Origin of the sequence: Peribacillus sp. TH14, assembly GCF_016651145.1 — a bacterium.
Taxonomy (GTDB): Bacteria; Bacillota; Bacilli; order Bacillales; family DSM-1321; genus Peribacillus; species Peribacillus butanolivorans.
The window spans coordinates 1423441-1438574 of sequence record NZ_JAEKEK010000001.1; the positions used below are offsets into that span (position 1 = coordinate 1423441).

The following is a 15134-nucleotide window of genomic DNA, read 5'->3' on the forward strand; positions in this document are numbered from 1 at the left end:
CATTCATATAGTAGTTTTAGTTCAACTACTTTACTGCTCCCTTATCCCCTATATTTATAAGCTAACCCTTTTAAGAAATTCCTGGCGAATTTATCCCCGCACTCTTTATAATTTCTATGACCAACTTTTCTTAAGATGGCGCTTAATTCTCCTTTAGTTATCATGACTCCTGCTTCATCCAGGATATCAATCATATCCTCGCTTGTTAATGTCAGCGCAATTTTCAATTTCTTTAGCAGAATATTATTCATGCTTTCCTTATTCTTTGCAGTAGGTGCCGGGTTTTCTGGCTGGCCGGGTTTTGGTTCTTGTTTCCCTCTTTTAAAAATGATCAAGCCATTTAAAAAAGATTCCAACATCGTATTGTTACATTTTATACCTTCATCATCCATATCATCGTCGTCGTATTCATCATAGAAACCGTCTTTTGGTTTTGTGAGCATCTGCATGACTTCTTCTCTTGTTACTTCAATATCCCCAAGTTTAAATATCTCTACCATATCTTTATTTTTTATATCCAGCGCATATCTTAATCGAATTAAAATATCATGATTATGCATCCATAAACCTCCTGTATATTTCTTATTTTTTACAGTACCTTCATTATTTCACAAATGGATTGAAATAAACGCAGATGAAAATCCGAGAACCTTTTACAGATTCTCGGATCCTTCTGCTTATTCTTTCCTTTTCAACTTCGTCACAACTTCAACATGACTCGTCTGCGGGAACATGTCCACAGGCTGCATGGATTCTACGTTATATAAAGCGCTCAATTCTTGTAGGTCTTTTGCCAATGTGGATGGGTTACATGATACATACACAATGGTTTTTGGTTTGACCTTTAGGATAGTTTGCAGTAAGGATTGGTCCAGGCCAGTTCTTGGTGGGTCGGCGACTAATACGTCCGGTTTCCATCCTTCTTTGTTCCAGCGCGGCAGGATGTTTTCGGCTTTTCCTGTTTCGTAGTGCATGTTGGTACGTTTGTGTTTTATGGCGTTTTTCTTGGCGTCTTCAATGGATTCTTTGATGACGTCCATTCCGCGAACCTCTTTTGCATCTTCCGATAACCAAAGTCCGATGGTTCCTACGCCGCAATACGCGTCAACGACTTTTTCGGTACCGGTTAGGGCTGCCGCTTTTTTCACTTCGTCATACATGCGGACTGTTTGAACTGGATTAAGTTGGAAAAAAGTACGGGCCGATAGTTCGTACGATAGATCACCCAATGTTTCGTTGATGACTTTTTCGCCAGCCAGATGGATCGTCTTTTCGCCAAAAATAAGTGATGTGTTTTGGTTATTAATATTTTGAACGACCGATTTCACTTCCGGCAGTTGGTCACGAATTTGCTTAAGCAATTGATCTTTTTGTGGAATTTCTTCCGCTCCTGTAACTAAGACCACCTGTACTTCGCCTGTTTCAAAGCCAACTCTTGTAATGACTGTTCGGATCACACCTTTTCTCTTTCTTTCATTATAGATCGAGATATTCAGGTTCTTTAGTATCTTCTTCACCGTACGGGTTACTTTATTAGTAGCCTTGTGTTGGACAAGACAGTTGGGAATATCGATCAAGTTATGGGAGTTCAAACCGTAAAGACCGGCAATCAATTTGCCATCTTTCTGACCGACTTGGTACTGACTTTTGTTGCGATAGTTCCATGGATCTTCCATGCCGATTGTTTCTTGTATATTTAATGAAGAAATCGGGAATTTCGTATGACGTTCCATCGCTTGAATGACGATATCGCGTTTTTCAATAAGCTGTTGACTATAGCTTAAATGCTGTAGTTGACAGCCACCGCATTCTGCGTAGATTGGGCATGGTGCGGCAATGCGGTGTGGCGATTCTTTCCGGATGGTTTTTATTTTTGCTTCAGAAAAGTTTGGCTGCACTTTTGTTATTAAAGCTACAATTTCTTCACCTGGTAATGCTCCTGGGACGAATACGACTTTCTTTTTAAAGTAGCCGACTCCCTCTCCGTTTATGCCAAGCCGTTTAATGGTTAATGGAAGGGTTTGATTTACTTCTAGTGTTGTATCTTGCATGTTTGTCATTTCTTTTCACTCCGTTTTTCGATGCTTCTCCACAAATAGAGGGAAGCGTAGCTTAGATATGGAGACCATTTTGCACTGTAGGATTCCATTTCTTCTTGGGTTGGCTTCTGCGGTAAGCCGTATAAAAGTTTTATGGCGTTTTGAATGCCAATATCGGCTTTTGGAAAAAGGTTCGGCCTTCCGAGTCCAAAAAGCAGGAAGTTTTCAGCCGTCCATCTACCGATTCCGCGTATTTTTATTAGTATATCCATAACCTCTTGATCGGATAGCTCTGACAACAGATCAAGATTAAGATGGCCATGAGTGATTTGCTGGGATAGTCCGATGACGTATTCAGCTTTTCGGCCACTGAATTGAATGGCTCTTAACTGTTCCACCTGAAGTTGTGAGGTCGTTTCTGGTGTTGGATAAAACCACACACCATCTATCTGGTAGCCAAATGTTTTCACGAACCGCTCCGTGAGTATATGCGCAAAAGACAAGTTTAATTGCTGATGTATGATGCATTTGACGAGGCAACTGTAATAATCGAAGTCCAAGACTATGGCTGTACCGCGGTGCTCTTCAAAGATTCCCCTCAAATCAGATTCTCGGAAATGCTGGGAAACGCCTTCTAATGGCTGATGCCAATGAAAAACCTTTTTTAACAGTTCGATTGCTTTAGACTTGTATTCCTCTGATTGACCTTTAATGATAAAGGTCGGTTCTTCGATGTTTCCTATTGCCTGAACATGCAAAACGACTGGTTCTTTTTCTATATAAAGCGGAACTTTTACCGTTCTGTTAGTAAAATCAACTACTTGAAGTGGGTCTAACGATAATCGTTCGAGAACAAGGTCGAAATTATATGGTCCCTGGACCTGTAATTTTTCCGTCCACACAAGCGATCCATCCTTTAGCAGTTTTCCACGTATTATAGCATGTTTCCTGAAATATTACTTAAAAATGAGGAGAATGGAAAAAAGCGGGACCTGTAATCTCACTTCAGGTTCCGCTTTTTATTTTAATAAAGCATTCGATTTGGCAGGTGTTTTTCAATCATTAATTCATCCAGACTGCTGAATTTGTATCCTTGTTTTTCAAGATCAGTCAAAATCGAGTCAAGCGCCTCTGCATTATCTTTTGAAACAGTATGCAGTAATAAAATCGCCCCTGGATGAATCTGTTTAAGCACTTCATCATGAGCGTAAGCTGCACCCTTTTGTTGGTCAACGACCCAGTCTTTATAAGCAAGCGACCAGAAAATGTGGTAATATCCTTCTTTTTGTGCGACTTTCATTGTTCTCTCATTGAATACACCACGCGGCGGCCTTAGGTAGTTCATCCCCTGTTGGCCCGTTAATTTTTCAGTTGCTTTTTTAACCCGTTGCAGTTCCGTGCGAATGACTTCATCCGTCACACTGGTCATATCAGGGTGATTCCAGGAATGGTTTCCGACGATATGACCTTCATTCGCCATACGGACAACAAGCTCCGGTGCGGTTTTTAAATAATGACCAGTGACGAAAAAAGTTCCTGGGGCCTTATGTTTTTTTAACACATCTAAGATATGTGCCGTATATCCATTTTCATAACCATTATCAAACGTTAAATATATGTTTTTTTTCGTTGTGTCACCTTTATAAATTGCTTCATATTTAGGCAGCATTTCATTGAAGTTTTTTCCTGCATCGGCAGGAGTTCCGTTTTTCCCTTTATTGAAGCCCCAATTATAGGACTCCGCAAAAGCCGGACTTGCTAAAGAGCAGATTAAGCATATAAAAACGGATAGAATCGCCATTTTTTTCATTGGATTATCCCCCATGTTCTTTTTTTCTTAGTGTTTGGAACATGAAGATTTATATGCATGATATTGTCGTAGGTCGAATTTTTCGTGGTGACGGTCGAATTTTTGTTCTGTAGGTCGAATTTTTGCGGTGACGGACGAATTATCTTTCTGTAGGTCGAATTATTGTTCTGTAGGTCGAATTTTTGCCGGTGACGGTCGAATTATCTTTCTGTAGGTCGAATTATTGACGGTTACGGACGATTTCTCTTACTGTAGGACGAATTTTTGCCGATGACGGCCGAATTTTTGTTCTATAGGCCAAATTGTCCCCGGTTACGGACGAATTCCACGCAAAAAAGGCCTATCCTCCTAAAAGGATTGGCCCCCTATCTATTTACCCTTTAAATAACGCCTGTACCGCCTTCCAAATGATGACGATGGCAAAAACGATAACGGTTACAATTCCAATTACGTCTAAAGTTGGTTCAAGTCCGGAGAAAATCGTGCCTGCCACAGGAAGATGGATGAAAGCAAAACCTGTTAACATTGCGACAAAGAACAATAAGATGCTATTTTGCATTTTACTCCCCCCTTTCTCTTCTAATGTATGAGCAAAGGTGCAAAAAGATTGTACTTTTTTAAGGCAATAATAGCCTTTTTTTTCATATACATTAGCAAGGGGGCGTATACAATGCTGGAATGGGTGATTACGTTAGGCTTTATTGGTTGTCTGGGATTAGGTGCGGGGCTGTTTGTTTATTTTGTGAAAAGTGGATTGAATTTAGGGGATTCAAAAAGGATTGATCCATTGCCGAAAATAGAAGAGTAAGGTAAAAAGACGCTCAACCGAATTGGTGAGCGTCTTTTGCATACATCTTATTTAAATACAGGTTCTTTGAATTGTGACAGTTTTTCTAATGAAGATTGCTGTACGTCTTTATGCAGGCTGTTTCCATGTGAATCCATGGTAACAACTGCGGTAAATCCTTCAACTTTCAGGTGCCACATTGCTTCAGGAATACCAAATTCAGTGAAGTTCACACCTTCGACTGATTTAATGCAGTCTGCATAATATTGAGCTGCGCCACCGATCGCGTTTAAATAAACACCACCGTGTTCGCTTAGTGCTTCTAGTGTTTTTGGACCCATTCCGCCTTTACCGATAACAGCGCGAATGCCAAATCTTTTCATGATATCGCCTTGGTATGGTTCTTCACGAATACTAGTTGTCGGACCTGCAGCTTTCACGTGCCATTTACCTTCTTCGTCCTTAAGCATAACCGGCCCACAATGATAGATAATCTGTCCATCAAGGTCAATTGGTGCAGGGTTTTCAGACAAGTGCTTGTGTATCGCGTCACGGCCAGTATACATTCTTCCGTTAATCCGGACTACGTCACCAACTTTCAGCTCACGGATTTGTTCTTCCGTAATTGGTGCCTGAAGGATGATTTCACGCGGTGCTTCAACTTCAGCTTCTATTGCTGCGGCTACTTCTTCTTTCGCTGCTTTTTCTGCTTCTAGAGCAAAGTCAATTTTCTCGCCATCTTGATATAGCCATTCATTGATTTCTCCTGTTTCTGGGCTCACTTTCACACCTAAGCGACGGAAAGCCCAACAGTTATAAGCAACCGATACGAAAAAGCTTGCCGGAATACGGTGCATGACACCAATTTTACAGCCAAGCAGTGTTGTTTCGCCGCCAAAGCCCATTGTGCCAATTCCCAATTCATTTGCCGTCTCCATGATATACTCTTCTAGTTTACGAAGATCCTCATTCGGATTTACATCTTCGTTACTGCGGAAAAGTTGAGCCTTAGCCAAATCATATCCGGATGAACGGTCTCCCCCGATACCAACGCCGATGAACCCTGCGCTACAGCCTTGTCCTTGCGCTTGGTATACGGAATGAAGAACACATTTACGGATTCCGTCTAAATCACGGCCGGCTTTACCTAATCCTTCAATCTCCATCGGAAGACTGTATTGAATATTTTTATTTTCACAGCCGCCGCCTTTTAATATAAGACGCACATCAATGTAATCTTTTTCCCATTGATCGAATTTCATGACAGGAAGACCTTCCCCAAGGTTATCCCCACTGTTTTCACCTGACAAAGAGTCAACTGCGTTTGGACGAAGCTTTCCGCCTTTTGTTGCTAAAATGATTGCATTTCGAATTGCTTCTTTTATTTCAAGTTGGTTCACACCAACTGGAGTTTTAATTTTAAATGTCGGCAGACCTGTATCCTGACAAATCGGTGATACATTGTCGTCAGCCATTGTAATATTATTCGTGATTGTTGTTAGGCTCAACGCTGAACGCGTACCTGCATTTTCACGTTGTTTCGCACTTTTGACCGCACGACGAACATCCTTTGGAAGATTCGTTGAAGTTTCAACGATAAGACTGTACATACTTTCTTGGAATTTTTGAATATCCAAATTTCTCTTCCCCCTCTTATTTCCCCTAGATTTAATCATTCACCGCTTCTCTATTAAGAGCGAATGATACAACACCCGTTTTATTATACATCTAACATAATCTTTCGAAAACAAGTAATTAATTTTCTTAATGGAAATCGGTGTAAAGAGAAATAATCAGGGGCGCTAAGATTAGCATAAAGCAAAAAAAATATTCCCAATCATTACCTAATACTGAATAACCATTTTTCTTCATTACATATATAAAGGGATGACGAGTAAATAGCGTCATCCCTTTACGAATATTAATTATAAAAAAATCATACTATCGTACAGATATTATCCTTCTTTGCGCGTTTTAAATTGTTCTACTTTAACTTCCAAATCATCAAGCATACCGATTAAGCGATCAATATCTTCTAATTCTGTATTTTCTGGTTCAATATGGTCAAGAACCTCCATGAACATCGTGAGGCGTTCTTTTAAGTATGTTAATTGTTCGTTTTTACCTGTAATGGTTTTTCCCATGAGGCACTCTCCTTCCGTTCTTCTTCCATCGTAACGAAATCCTCTTGAAAGTGCAATGGCAAGCTAAAATGAAGCTCTCCGCCATTTGACAATTTTTGTGCCCATTGTTCATAATGGGTTAGTGCATTATTACGTAAGGAGTTTTAAACATGTCTATGATCAAGCAAGATCTTTTAACACCAATCACACCCAAGTATGATCCTTGGGAAGCATATATGGACGTTGAACAATACGGAAAGCTCAGTCTTACCAATGTCGAATTCACAACCACTACCCTTTGCAATATGCGTTGCGAACATTGTGCTGTCGGTTACACACTTCAGCCAAAAGACCCGGATGCTCTTCCTTTAGAATTAATAATTCAGCGCCTCGATGAGATACCATTGCTTCGCTCGCTAAGTATAACTGGCGGTGAACCAATGCTTTCTAAAAAACAAGTGAAAAATTATGTTTTACCTTTATTAAAATATGCTCGTAACCGTGGAGTTCGTACCCAAATCAATTCTAACTTGACCCTTGACTTGGAACGGTATGAGGAAATCATACCCTATTTGGATGTTCTTCATATTTCCCATAACTGGGGAACGATCGATGAATTCATCGATATCGGTTTTGCCATGATGGACCGCAAACCTTCGCGCGAGCAACGAAAAAAATTATTTGATAAAATGATTAAAAATTCCCGTGCCCTGACAAAAGCAGGTGTACTAGTTTCTGCAGAAACGATGCTTAATAAACGCACCTTGCCGCATCTTGAGCATATCCACAGACAGATTGTCGATGAAATGGGATGTCAGCGCCATGAAATACATCCGATGTACCCAAGTGATTTCGCCTCAGCACTTGAAACGTTATCATTGGAGAACATGCGCGAGGCGATTCATCATCTACTTGATATTCGGGATGAAAATGTATGGATGCTTTTCGGAACGCTCCCATTCTATCCATGTAACAACAACAAAGAAGAATTAGAGCTGCTTCAGCGGCTTTACAGTGCTAAAAAAGTGACAGTTCGGAATGACCCTGATGGACGCTCTCGTTTGAATGTCAATATTTTTACCGGAGAAGTCATTGTTACCGATTTTGGGGATGCACCCACTTTGGGAAATATCATTGATCAGCCGTTAGCCGAATCCTATGAAACATGGATGAATTCGAAGCTGGCCAATGAATTAAACTGCCACTGTTCGTCGGTTAAATGTCTCGGTCCGAATGTTCTTGTCAAAAATGCATATTACCCTAAAGAAGACTTCAGCGTAAGAAAGTCTAATATATGAGAAAAAAACTCGCCAATCAGGCGAGTTTTTTTACTTCACCTTCATTACCGTGGCTGTTGCGAAACAGTAAAGCTGAAGGAAACATGGTCCTGAACTGGTATCCAAGCTCCTATGCCTTGCGAGGTAATATTTTTAATCGTAATCGAGCGTTTATTTCCTTTAAGGTTCAAATATACTTCTCCATAGGTGACCTTACCTTTTTCATTGACGGCAGAAGCATAGCTAGATAAATAACCAATCCGATTTGAAGCAACATTGTATACTTCATCTTTTTTCGTACCAGCTCCAACAATCGTTTCAAAAGCGAGTGGCAAATGGGTCTTTTCCGTAGCTTTTAATAGCATCATCTTTTTAACATCCTCGGCCTTAGGAATTTTCGCTGTTAGTCCACCACTCACTGCCTTTTGGTTTTCTTGGACATAACGGATTCTGTATGGAACATCACCGCCGCGATTATCATAGTAATTCATATTGATCTTTTGATATTCCCAATTGGGGGCCGTCTCGGAAGACTCGTAATTCAACGCCCAATGGCCAAGGTAAATGGTCGCCCTGTAACCAAAAGCAAGCGGTGCTTTTGCAATTGCTGATTCATTCAACATATGAATGAGTTCTGGATTTTCAATCTTAATATCCGATGAATCAATCAACTGTTTAGCAAACTCACTCGGCTGCAGCATTGGAAGATCCTGAGTCGAGTTCGGATACGTATTCTCCTTCGCAATATTTAATACGGAAGGTGGGATATTCACCTTGTTCGGAGTTGTTTTATCTCCGGCTGATATAGGGGCTGCAAAACTTACATTCGCCTGAATAAAGGCAGTTAGGGCAAACACTGTAATAAGAATAAGTCGTCTCATGCTGTAGCACTCCTTTAAAAGGTTCAATCATTTTGTTTATAGATTTTGTTTTTCCTCAACATTCTATACATTTCAATAACATGTTGATTTTGTAATAAATTTGTAAAGTTCAGAATATTTACTTTTTTATATAAATCGGTTATACTTAACTTACATTATAAAAAGGAGGCGAAATCGTTCATACCTAATAAACGTTCAGGAGGTATGCTTATCGATCTAAAACACCCTTTTCAAGGATGACAGAAAAACGAATTCGCCACTTACTTAAATTTGATGTAAAAGGATGGTGTAACACTCTAGAATTATTTCTCAACTTTAACAGAAGCATGATGAAAAATTTTGGATTAATTTATGAATGGTAATTTACTAATATAGAAATGACTCTGCTAAATAACCTGGGCAGAGTCATTTTTATGTATCCGCATTTCTCATAAAGAAAGACCTCCCGATTTGGAAGGCCTGACACTCTTATAATAAGTAAAATCCAATCCCCATAATAAAGTAAGCAGCCAACAGGGTAAGCCCTTCAAACCAGTTCGTTTCCCCGTCATTCGAAATCATAATCATCAGAAAGACAGCCGTAACCATAGAAATCAACTCAGGCAATGTGAAAACAAGCGGCATATGTGTTGGATACATTAATGATATCAACACTAGGACAGGAGCAACGAACATCGCTACTTGCAGCGTAGAACCGACTGCAATCTCAACAGCGACATCCATTTTATTTTTATATGCCATAATAACGGCTGATGCATGTTCAGCCGCGTTACCTACGATGGCAACGATAATGACCCCGATAAATAACTCTGTCCACCCGAACGTCTCCCCGACTTCACTGAAAGTATGAACAAGTTTTTCCGATACGTAAGCAACAGCCAATGTAGCAACTGCAAGAATTGTAATGGCCTTTTTCTTGCTCCATTCCGGTATTTCCTCTTCATGTTCCTCATGGGCTTCTCTTTTTTCCGCATGCTGATAAACCCCGCGATGAGTAACTAATTTAAAGAATAATGCCGCTAAGTATAATAAGATTAAAATAATGGAAATTCCGACACTTAACGACATTGTACTTGATTCGCTCATGTTTTGAGTGAACACTTCCGGTATCACGAAAGCAACAATAACGGCGAAGATTAGCAGACCAGCGTTATGCCTTGCATCGAACACATTAAATTTCTGCCGTTTGTACCTCGTCCCCCCAATAAAAAAGGAAAGTCCTGCCACCAACAATAAGTTTCCTAATACCGATCCAGTTAAGGAGGCTAATACGACACCCACTAGCCCTGCCTTTAATGAAAAAATGGAAATAATCAGTTCCACTGCATTACCAAAGGTTGCGTTCAACAGTCCACCAATCCTTGGGCCCATCACAATCGCTAGACTTTCCGTTGCCCGGCCCATAAAACCTGCGAGCGCTATAATTGTTAAACAATACACGATAAACATGATTACACTCGGCCAATGCATCAAAGAACCTATAACTGATAAAGGGACACCTAAGAGAACGAGCCCCAAAAATATTTTATCCACGATATTTCTCCTCACAATCCTATATGCAATTTAATATGTAACAAAAATTATCATACATAATTTTCCCGAAATGAAAAAGGGATTTATTAACGATATTCTCTTCTTGTCAACATTTACCCAAATTTTTATTGCTTAACCCTCTCCCCTGGATGTAACATCAACAAGGTATACATATCTTAGGAGACGAAAACTTATGAATCAAAAGCTGCTTATTAGTGTTCTAATTTGTATGGTCGGCATATCTGGATTTTCTCAAGGAATGCTTCTGCCAATTATCGCAATTATTTTCGAAAATGACGGAATTAGCTCTTCCTTAAATGGATTTCATGCTGCGTCACTTTATATTGGGATTCTTTTAATTTCTCCTTTTATGGAAGCACCTCTCCGCAAATATGGCTATAAGCCATTAATATTGTTTGGCGGAATAACTGTAATTCTTTCACTTGCCTTATTTCCGGTCTGGAAATCATTCTGGTTTTGGTTTGCTCTGCGTTTTTTCATCGGAATCGGTGATCATACCCTTCACTTTGCTACCCAGACATGGATTACCGCTATTTCCCCTTCAGCAAAGCGCGGAAGGAATATCGCTATTTATGGACTATTTTTCAGTCTTGGTTTCATGGTTGGTCCGCTAATGACGAAGCTTCTGGAGATTAATCAGTCTTTGCCATTCATCATTACATCCATACTAAGCCTGCTTACGTGGATGACTGTATTCCTGATTAAAAACGAGCTTCCTGAACAAGATGAATCAGAAAGCACATCATTCTTCGGTACACTTAAACGGTTTACGAAAGTGAGTCGCATCGCATGGGTCGCCTTTTTACTTCCATTCACCTTTGGTGTACTTGAATCCTCATTGAATAGTAACTTTCCAGTATTCGCATTGCGCTCTGGAATTGATTTAACCGCAGTATCGCTTATCATTCCAGCATTTTCAGGTGGTACTTTGCTTTCACAGATTCCGCTTGGAATGCTCAGTGACCGATTTGGCCGACGAAAAATCTTGCTGATCATTCTTTTTTCAGGCTTTACCGTATTTACTCTAGCTGGAATTGTTTCATATTCCGTAATCGGTCTGTTCATTTGCTTCCTGCTTGGCGGGATGATGGTGGGTTCGACTTTCTCTTTAGGAATCAGTTATATGGCAGACCTTTTGCCTCGCAACCTATTACCTGCAGGAAATCTGTTATGCAGCATCTTCTACAGTCTCGGCAGCATTGGTGGTCCGTTTTTCGGTGGTTTAGTCATCGAATACTTACAAGGAGGTAATTTTTTCTATCTAATTAGTATAATGCTTCTTCTTGTCTTTATTTCACTGGTGCTATTTAAGGAAAAAATGCCTGCTCCAAGCTTGTAGTATAGTTTATTATCTGAACTACTCCATTTATTATTCAATTTGTATTGTTTTTATCATATAGTGGTCAAATGATATAATTTATGGTTCTTTATATTTTTTCCTACATTAGAATCATTCTTCTTTATTTTTGAATAGGATATGTGTTAATATAATATTAATAAAAAGAACATCACGTTAATAAACCTTTGAAATCGTTGCTGTCATCGCAATTTTGGTGACAGCTTTCATATTTTACTCAGAGAAATGACGTTGATTATCTTTCTCAATTAGATATTATACAAATGATAATCTATATCATTTACACAAAAATAGAAAAGAATATGGGAGGGAATCTTATGACCACTGATACTAAACAATTAACACAACCGACTGCATGCGAAACCTCTTGGTTGGAAAAAGTAAAACCCCATCTAGAACTTATTGCCGCATTGTTTAGCGGTGTATTAATATTATTAGGCTGGGTGCTTTCTAAGAATGGACTTGAAACTCCTTCTATCGTTATATATTTAGCTTCCTTCCTAATCGGCGGTTATGCTAAAGCAAAAGAGGGAATTGAAGATACGTTTGCCGATAAGGAATTGAATGTTGAGATGCTAATGATTTTCGCGGCCATCGGTTCTGCGATTATCGGATACTGGACGGAAGGCGCGATTTTAATTTTCATCTTTGCTTTGAGCGGGGCGCTTGAAACATACACAATGAATAAAAGTCATAAAGAAATTTCAGCACTTATGGATTTACAGCCGGAAGAAGCGCTGCGAATCACAAATGGATATGAAGAAACCGTATCCGTTTCCCTGCTACAAGTCGGGGACCTAATTTTGGTAAAACCAGGTGAAAGAATACCCTCTGATGGAAAAATCACGGACGGACGTACCAATATTGATGAAGCGGCGATCACTGGCGAATCTATTCCAGTTAGTAAGTCATTGGATGATGAAGTATTTGCGGGAACAGTGAATCTGCGTGGAACGATTACCGTAGAAATTACAAAACCAGCAAATGAAACATTATTTCAAAAAATAATTACTCTCGTTCAATCTGCACAAAGTGAAAAGTCTCCTTCTCAACTGTTCATTGAACGTTTTGAAGGAACCTATGTAAAAATTGTTTTAACCGTTGTCGCTTTGATGTTGTTCGTACCGCATTTTGTATTAGGGTGGAGTTGGACCGAAACATTTTACCGGGCAATGATTTTGCTTGTTGTTGCTTCACCTTGTGCCCTCGTAGCTTCTATTATGCCAGCTACGCTATCTGCCATCTCTAATGGTGCTCGTCATGGAATTCTATTTAAAGGCGGTATCCATCTTGAGAATCTTGGCAACTTGAGAGCAATTGCCTTAGATAAAACCGGAACATTAACAAAAGGAAAACCAGAGGTAACGGATGTAATTATCCGTGAAGATTTAAACGAAGAAGATTTCCTATTCCATATTGCATCTGTTGAAAATTATTCGAACCATCCTTTGGCAACATCAATTGTGCGCTACGCTAAAACTAAATTAGTTAAAGACATCATTAAACCGGATAATATGGAAGATATCTCAGGTAATGGGGTTCAAGCATATTTCAACGGAGTGCTTTGGCAAGTAGGAAAAGCTGATTTCGTCGGAAGAAGTGAAGCCGAACAATTTCAAAACGGTATTGCACTAACACTAGCTGAACAAGGAAAGACGATAGTTTATGCAAGAGACAATCAAGGTATTGCCGGCATTCTTACATTGAAAGACGTGGTGCGTGAAGAAACGGTTACTGCTATCGAAGCATTGAAAAATGAAGGCATTCATACCGTTATGCTGACAGGCGATGGTGAAAAGACCGCTAAAGCGATTGCATCTGAGAGCCATATCGATGCATATATTGCTGAATGCTTACCTGAAACTAAGGTTACTGAAGTGAAAAAGTTGAAAGAACAATACGGTACTGTAGCAATGGTTGGAGATGGAATTAATGATGCACCTGCACTTGCAACTGCTTCTGTCGGGATTGCAATGGGCGAAGGCACAGATGTTGCGTTGGAAACAGCGGATGTTGTCCTAATGAAGAATGACCTACCGCGTATTGCCGAAGCAGTAAGGTTATCTAAGAAAATGAACCGAATCATTAAACAAAACGTCGTTTTCTCGATTTCTGTCATTATGGTTCTGATTGCATCCAACTTCCTTCAATTCCTCGACCTTCCATATGGCGTAATTGGCCATGAAGGAAGCACCATTCTAGTTATTCTGAACAGTTTAAGATTATTGAAAAACTAAACAAAAAAGGGAGCCTATAAGGCCCCTTTTTTTGTGTTCATTCTACTTAGTGATAGCCGTTTTTCCCATTAGCAGAACCTGACGTTTTATGGTTCGAACCTTTTTTTCCTTTTTGCTTTTTGTTGCTTTTACCCATGAAAGAATTCCTCCCTACTACTAAGTCGTCATTTCTTGATTAGCATTAGCTGCAGGACTTATAGCTATTACGGGAACTTTAGGAAGCTCATTCACATTTTGGTTGTTCTTTATTACTTATGAGTGCATTAATTTCCCCGCCTAGAATTATGATTAGCCCTGATAAGTAAAACCAGACCATTAACACGATTATCCCACCAAGGCTCCCATAAGTTGCAGAATAATTTGCGAAGTACGCTACATAAAAAGAAAATAAAAAGGAAACGAGACTCCAGCCAGCCGTGGCAAAAATAGCACCCGGAAGCACTGTCAGGCATTTCAACTTTTTGTTGGGCGCTATCAAATAGAGGATCGTAAACACGATAAATAATACAATTGTGCTAATCACCCAGCGCATATGATTCCAAATCGACAAAAATTCGTCAGATAGCCCAAATTCGGCAAATAAAAATATACCTATCTGCTTTCCGAATACAGGAAGCAACAAAGCGACAATAAAAACAAAAATCATCGCTAATGTGAGAATAATCGACATTCCCCGGGAAATAAAGTAAGTTCGACTTTCTTTTACACCATATGCGTGATTAAAGGCTTTAATAATTGCATTCATTCCATTAGATGCTGACCATATTGTTCCGATGACACCAAACGACAATAAGGTACTATTCCCTTCCATAACTTCTGCTAGATTTCCCTCAATGATTGCCATAGAACCATCTGGTGCATATGAACGGACTATACGTAAAATATCTTCCTGTGAAAATGGCAGGTAGGCCAATAAAGTAAATAGGAAAATAAGTAACGGAAACAGGGAAAGTAAAAAGAAATAGGACAGCTGGGCGGCAAGTCCCGACACATCATCCACTTGTAACCGTTTTATGAAAGTTTTGAAGAATGACCATTTCAACCATTCTTTTTTATCGGCCATACCTCC

At 39.6% G+C, this 15134-nt stretch carries 14 protein-coding genes; 4 read left to right on the top strand and 10 right to left on the bottom strand.

Features of this window, described 5'->3' with window-relative positions:
- Nucleotides 1-41: 41 nt before the first annotated feature.
- The 5 genes from JFU50_RS06995 to JFU50_RS07015 all read right to left on the bottom strand — a co-directional run bounded on the left by JFU50_RS06995 (nt 42) and on the right by JFU50_RS07015 (nt 4408).
- On the bottom strand, nt 42-560 hold the full coding sequence (locus tag JFU50_RS06995; protein WP_053344379.1) for a DUF1456 family protein: 519 nt from the start codon (nt 558-560) through the stop codon (nt 42-44).
- Nucleotides 561-677: 117 nt separating this feature from the next.
- Nucleotides 678-2060, bottom strand: coding sequence for a 23S rRNA (uracil(1939)-C(5))-methyltransferase RlmD (gene rlmD, locus JFU50_RS07000; RefSeq protein ID WP_201183007.1), 1383 nt, complete (start codon nt 2058-2060; stop codon nt 678-680).
- A complete protein-coding gene (locus JFU50_RS07005) occupies nt 2057-2941 on the bottom strand; it encodes a DNA-3-methyladenine glycosylase (RefSeq protein ID WP_201222247.1) in 885 nt (294 codons plus the stop codon). Before JFU50_RS07005 ends, rlmD begins: the two co-directional genes overlap by 4 nt.
- Before the next feature lie 122 nt (nt 2942-3063).
- Nucleotides 3064-3849 carry a delta-lactam-biosynthetic de-N-acetylase gene (pdaA, locus tag JFU50_RS07010; RefSeq protein WP_201222249.1) on the bottom strand — a complete coding sequence of 262 codons (786 nt, stop codon included), beginning with the start codon at nt 3847-3849 and terminating at the stop codon, nt 3064-3066.
- A 373-nt stretch (nt 3850-4222) separates the two neighbouring features.
- Nucleotides 4223-4408: a hypothetical protein gene (locus JFU50_RS07015; RefSeq protein WP_201183013.1), complete on the bottom strand. Its 186-nt coding sequence runs from the start codon at nt 4406-4408 to the stop codon at nt 4223-4225.
- A 111-nt stretch (nt 4409-4519) separates the two neighbouring features.
- Between JFU50_RS07015 and JFU50_RS07020 the strand changes: the two genes are divergently transcribed.
- Nucleotides 4520-4657, top strand: coding sequence for a hypothetical protein (locus tag JFU50_RS07020; protein WP_162878737.1), 138 nt, complete (start codon nt 4520-4522; stop codon nt 4655-4657).
- Between the two features lie 47 nt (nt 4658-4704).
- Here the strand turns inward: JFU50_RS07020 and JFU50_RS07025 are convergent, their stop codons facing one another.
- Together JFU50_RS07025 and JFU50_RS07030 are read right to left on the bottom strand one after the other, a co-directional pair.
- On the bottom strand, nt 4705-6273 hold the full coding sequence (locus tag JFU50_RS07025; RefSeq protein WP_274606919.1) for a fumarate hydratase: 1569 nt from the start codon (nt 6271-6273) through the stop codon (nt 4705-4707).
- A 318-nt stretch (nt 6274-6591) separates the two neighbouring features.
- On the bottom strand, nt 6592-6780 hold the full coding sequence (locus tag JFU50_RS07030; RefSeq protein ID WP_053344373.1) for an SE1561 family protein: 189 nt from the start codon (nt 6778-6780) through the stop codon (nt 6592-6594).
- A 155-nt stretch (nt 6781-6935) separates the two neighbouring features.
- On the opposite strand from JFU50_RS07030, the gene yfkAB reads away from it, so the two are divergent.
- Nucleotides 6936-8057: a radical SAM/CxCxxxxC motif protein YfkAB gene (gene yfkAB, locus JFU50_RS07035; RefSeq protein ID WP_201225032.1), complete on the top strand. Its 1122-nt coding sequence runs from the start codon at nt 6936-6938 to the stop codon at nt 8055-8057.
- 44 nt (nt 8058-8101) lie between these two features.
- Here yfkAB and JFU50_RS07040 read toward each other — a convergent pair whose 3' ends face one another.
- Together JFU50_RS07040 and cax are read right to left on the bottom strand one after the other, a co-directional pair.
- On the bottom strand, nt 8102-8917 hold the full coding sequence (locus JFU50_RS07040; protein ID WP_053344371.1) for a YfkD famly protein: 816 nt from the start codon (nt 8915-8917) through the stop codon (nt 8102-8104).
- A gap of 468 nt (nt 8918-9385) precedes the next feature.
- Nucleotides 9386-10453 (bottom strand): calcium/proton exchanger, encoded by a 1068-nt coding sequence (cax, locus tag JFU50_RS07045; protein ID WP_053347939.1) that lies wholly within the window; start codon nt 10451-10453, stop codon nt 9386-9388.
- A gap of 190 nt (nt 10454-10643) precedes the next feature.
- On the opposite strand from cax, the gene JFU50_RS07050 reads away from it, so the two are divergent.
- The gene (locus JFU50_RS07050; RefSeq protein WP_056522482.1) at nt 10644-11810 is read left to right on the top strand and encodes an MFS transporter; all 1167 of its coding nucleotides are present in this window, start codon (nt 10644-10646) and stop codon (nt 11808-11810) included.
- 335 nt (nt 11811-12145) lie between these two features.
- A complete protein-coding gene (locus JFU50_RS07055; protein WP_201222250.1) occupies nt 12146-14065 on the top strand; it encodes a heavy metal translocating P-type ATPase in 1920 nt (639 codons plus the stop codon).
- 223 nt (nt 14066-14288) lie between these two features.
- Here JFU50_RS07055 and JFU50_RS07060 read toward each other — a convergent pair whose 3' ends face one another.
- The gene (locus JFU50_RS07060; RefSeq protein WP_201222252.1) at nt 14289-15128 is read right to left on the bottom strand and encodes a YihY/virulence factor BrkB family protein; all 840 of its coding nucleotides are present in this window, start codon (nt 15126-15128) and stop codon (nt 14289-14291) included.
- Between the last annotated feature and the right edge of the window lie 6 nt (nt 15129-15134).

Bases quoted from the DNA above. Each gene is read 5' to 3' on its own strand.
- JFU50_RS06995 (WP_053344379.1), bottom strand. From the start codon at position 560: ATGCATAATCATGATATTTTAATTCGATTAAGATATGCGCTGGATATA.
- rlmD (WP_201183007.1), bottom strand. From the start codon at position 2,060: ATGACAAACATGCAAGATACAACACTAGAAGTAAATCAAACCCTTCCA.
- pdaA (WP_201222249.1), bottom strand. From the start codon at position 3,849: ATGAAAAAAATGGCGATTCTATCCGTTTTTATATGCTTAATCTGCTCT.
- JFU50_RS07015 (WP_201183013.1), bottom strand. From the start codon at position 4,408: ATGCAAAATAGCATCTTATTGTTCTTTGTCGCAATGTTAACAGGTTTT.
- JFU50_RS07020 (WP_162878737.1), top strand. From the start codon at position 4,520: ATGCTGGAATGGGTGATTACGTTAGGCTTTATTGGTTGTCTGGGATTA.
- JFU50_RS07030 (WP_053344373.1), bottom strand. From the start codon at position 6,780: ATGGGAAAAACCATTACAGGTAAAAACGAACAATTAACATACTTAAAA.
- yfkAB (WP_201225032.1), top strand. From the start codon at position 6,936: ATGATCAAGCAAGATCTTTTAACACCAATCACACCCAAGTATGATCCT.
- JFU50_RS07040 (WP_053344371.1), bottom strand. From the start codon at position 8,917: ATGAGACGACTTATTCTTATTACAGTGTTTGCCCTAACTGCCTTTATT.
- JFU50_RS07050 (WP_056522482.1), top strand. From the start codon at position 10,644: ATGAATCAAAAGCTGCTTATTAGTGTTCTAATTTGTATGGTCGGCATA.
- JFU50_RS07055 (WP_201222250.1), top strand. From the start codon at position 12,146: ATGACCACTGATACTAAACAATTAACACAACCGACTGCATGCGAAACC.
- JFU50_RS07060 (WP_201222252.1), bottom strand. From the start codon at position 15,128: ATGGCCGATAAAAAAGAATGGTTGAAATGGTCATTCTTCAAAACTTTC.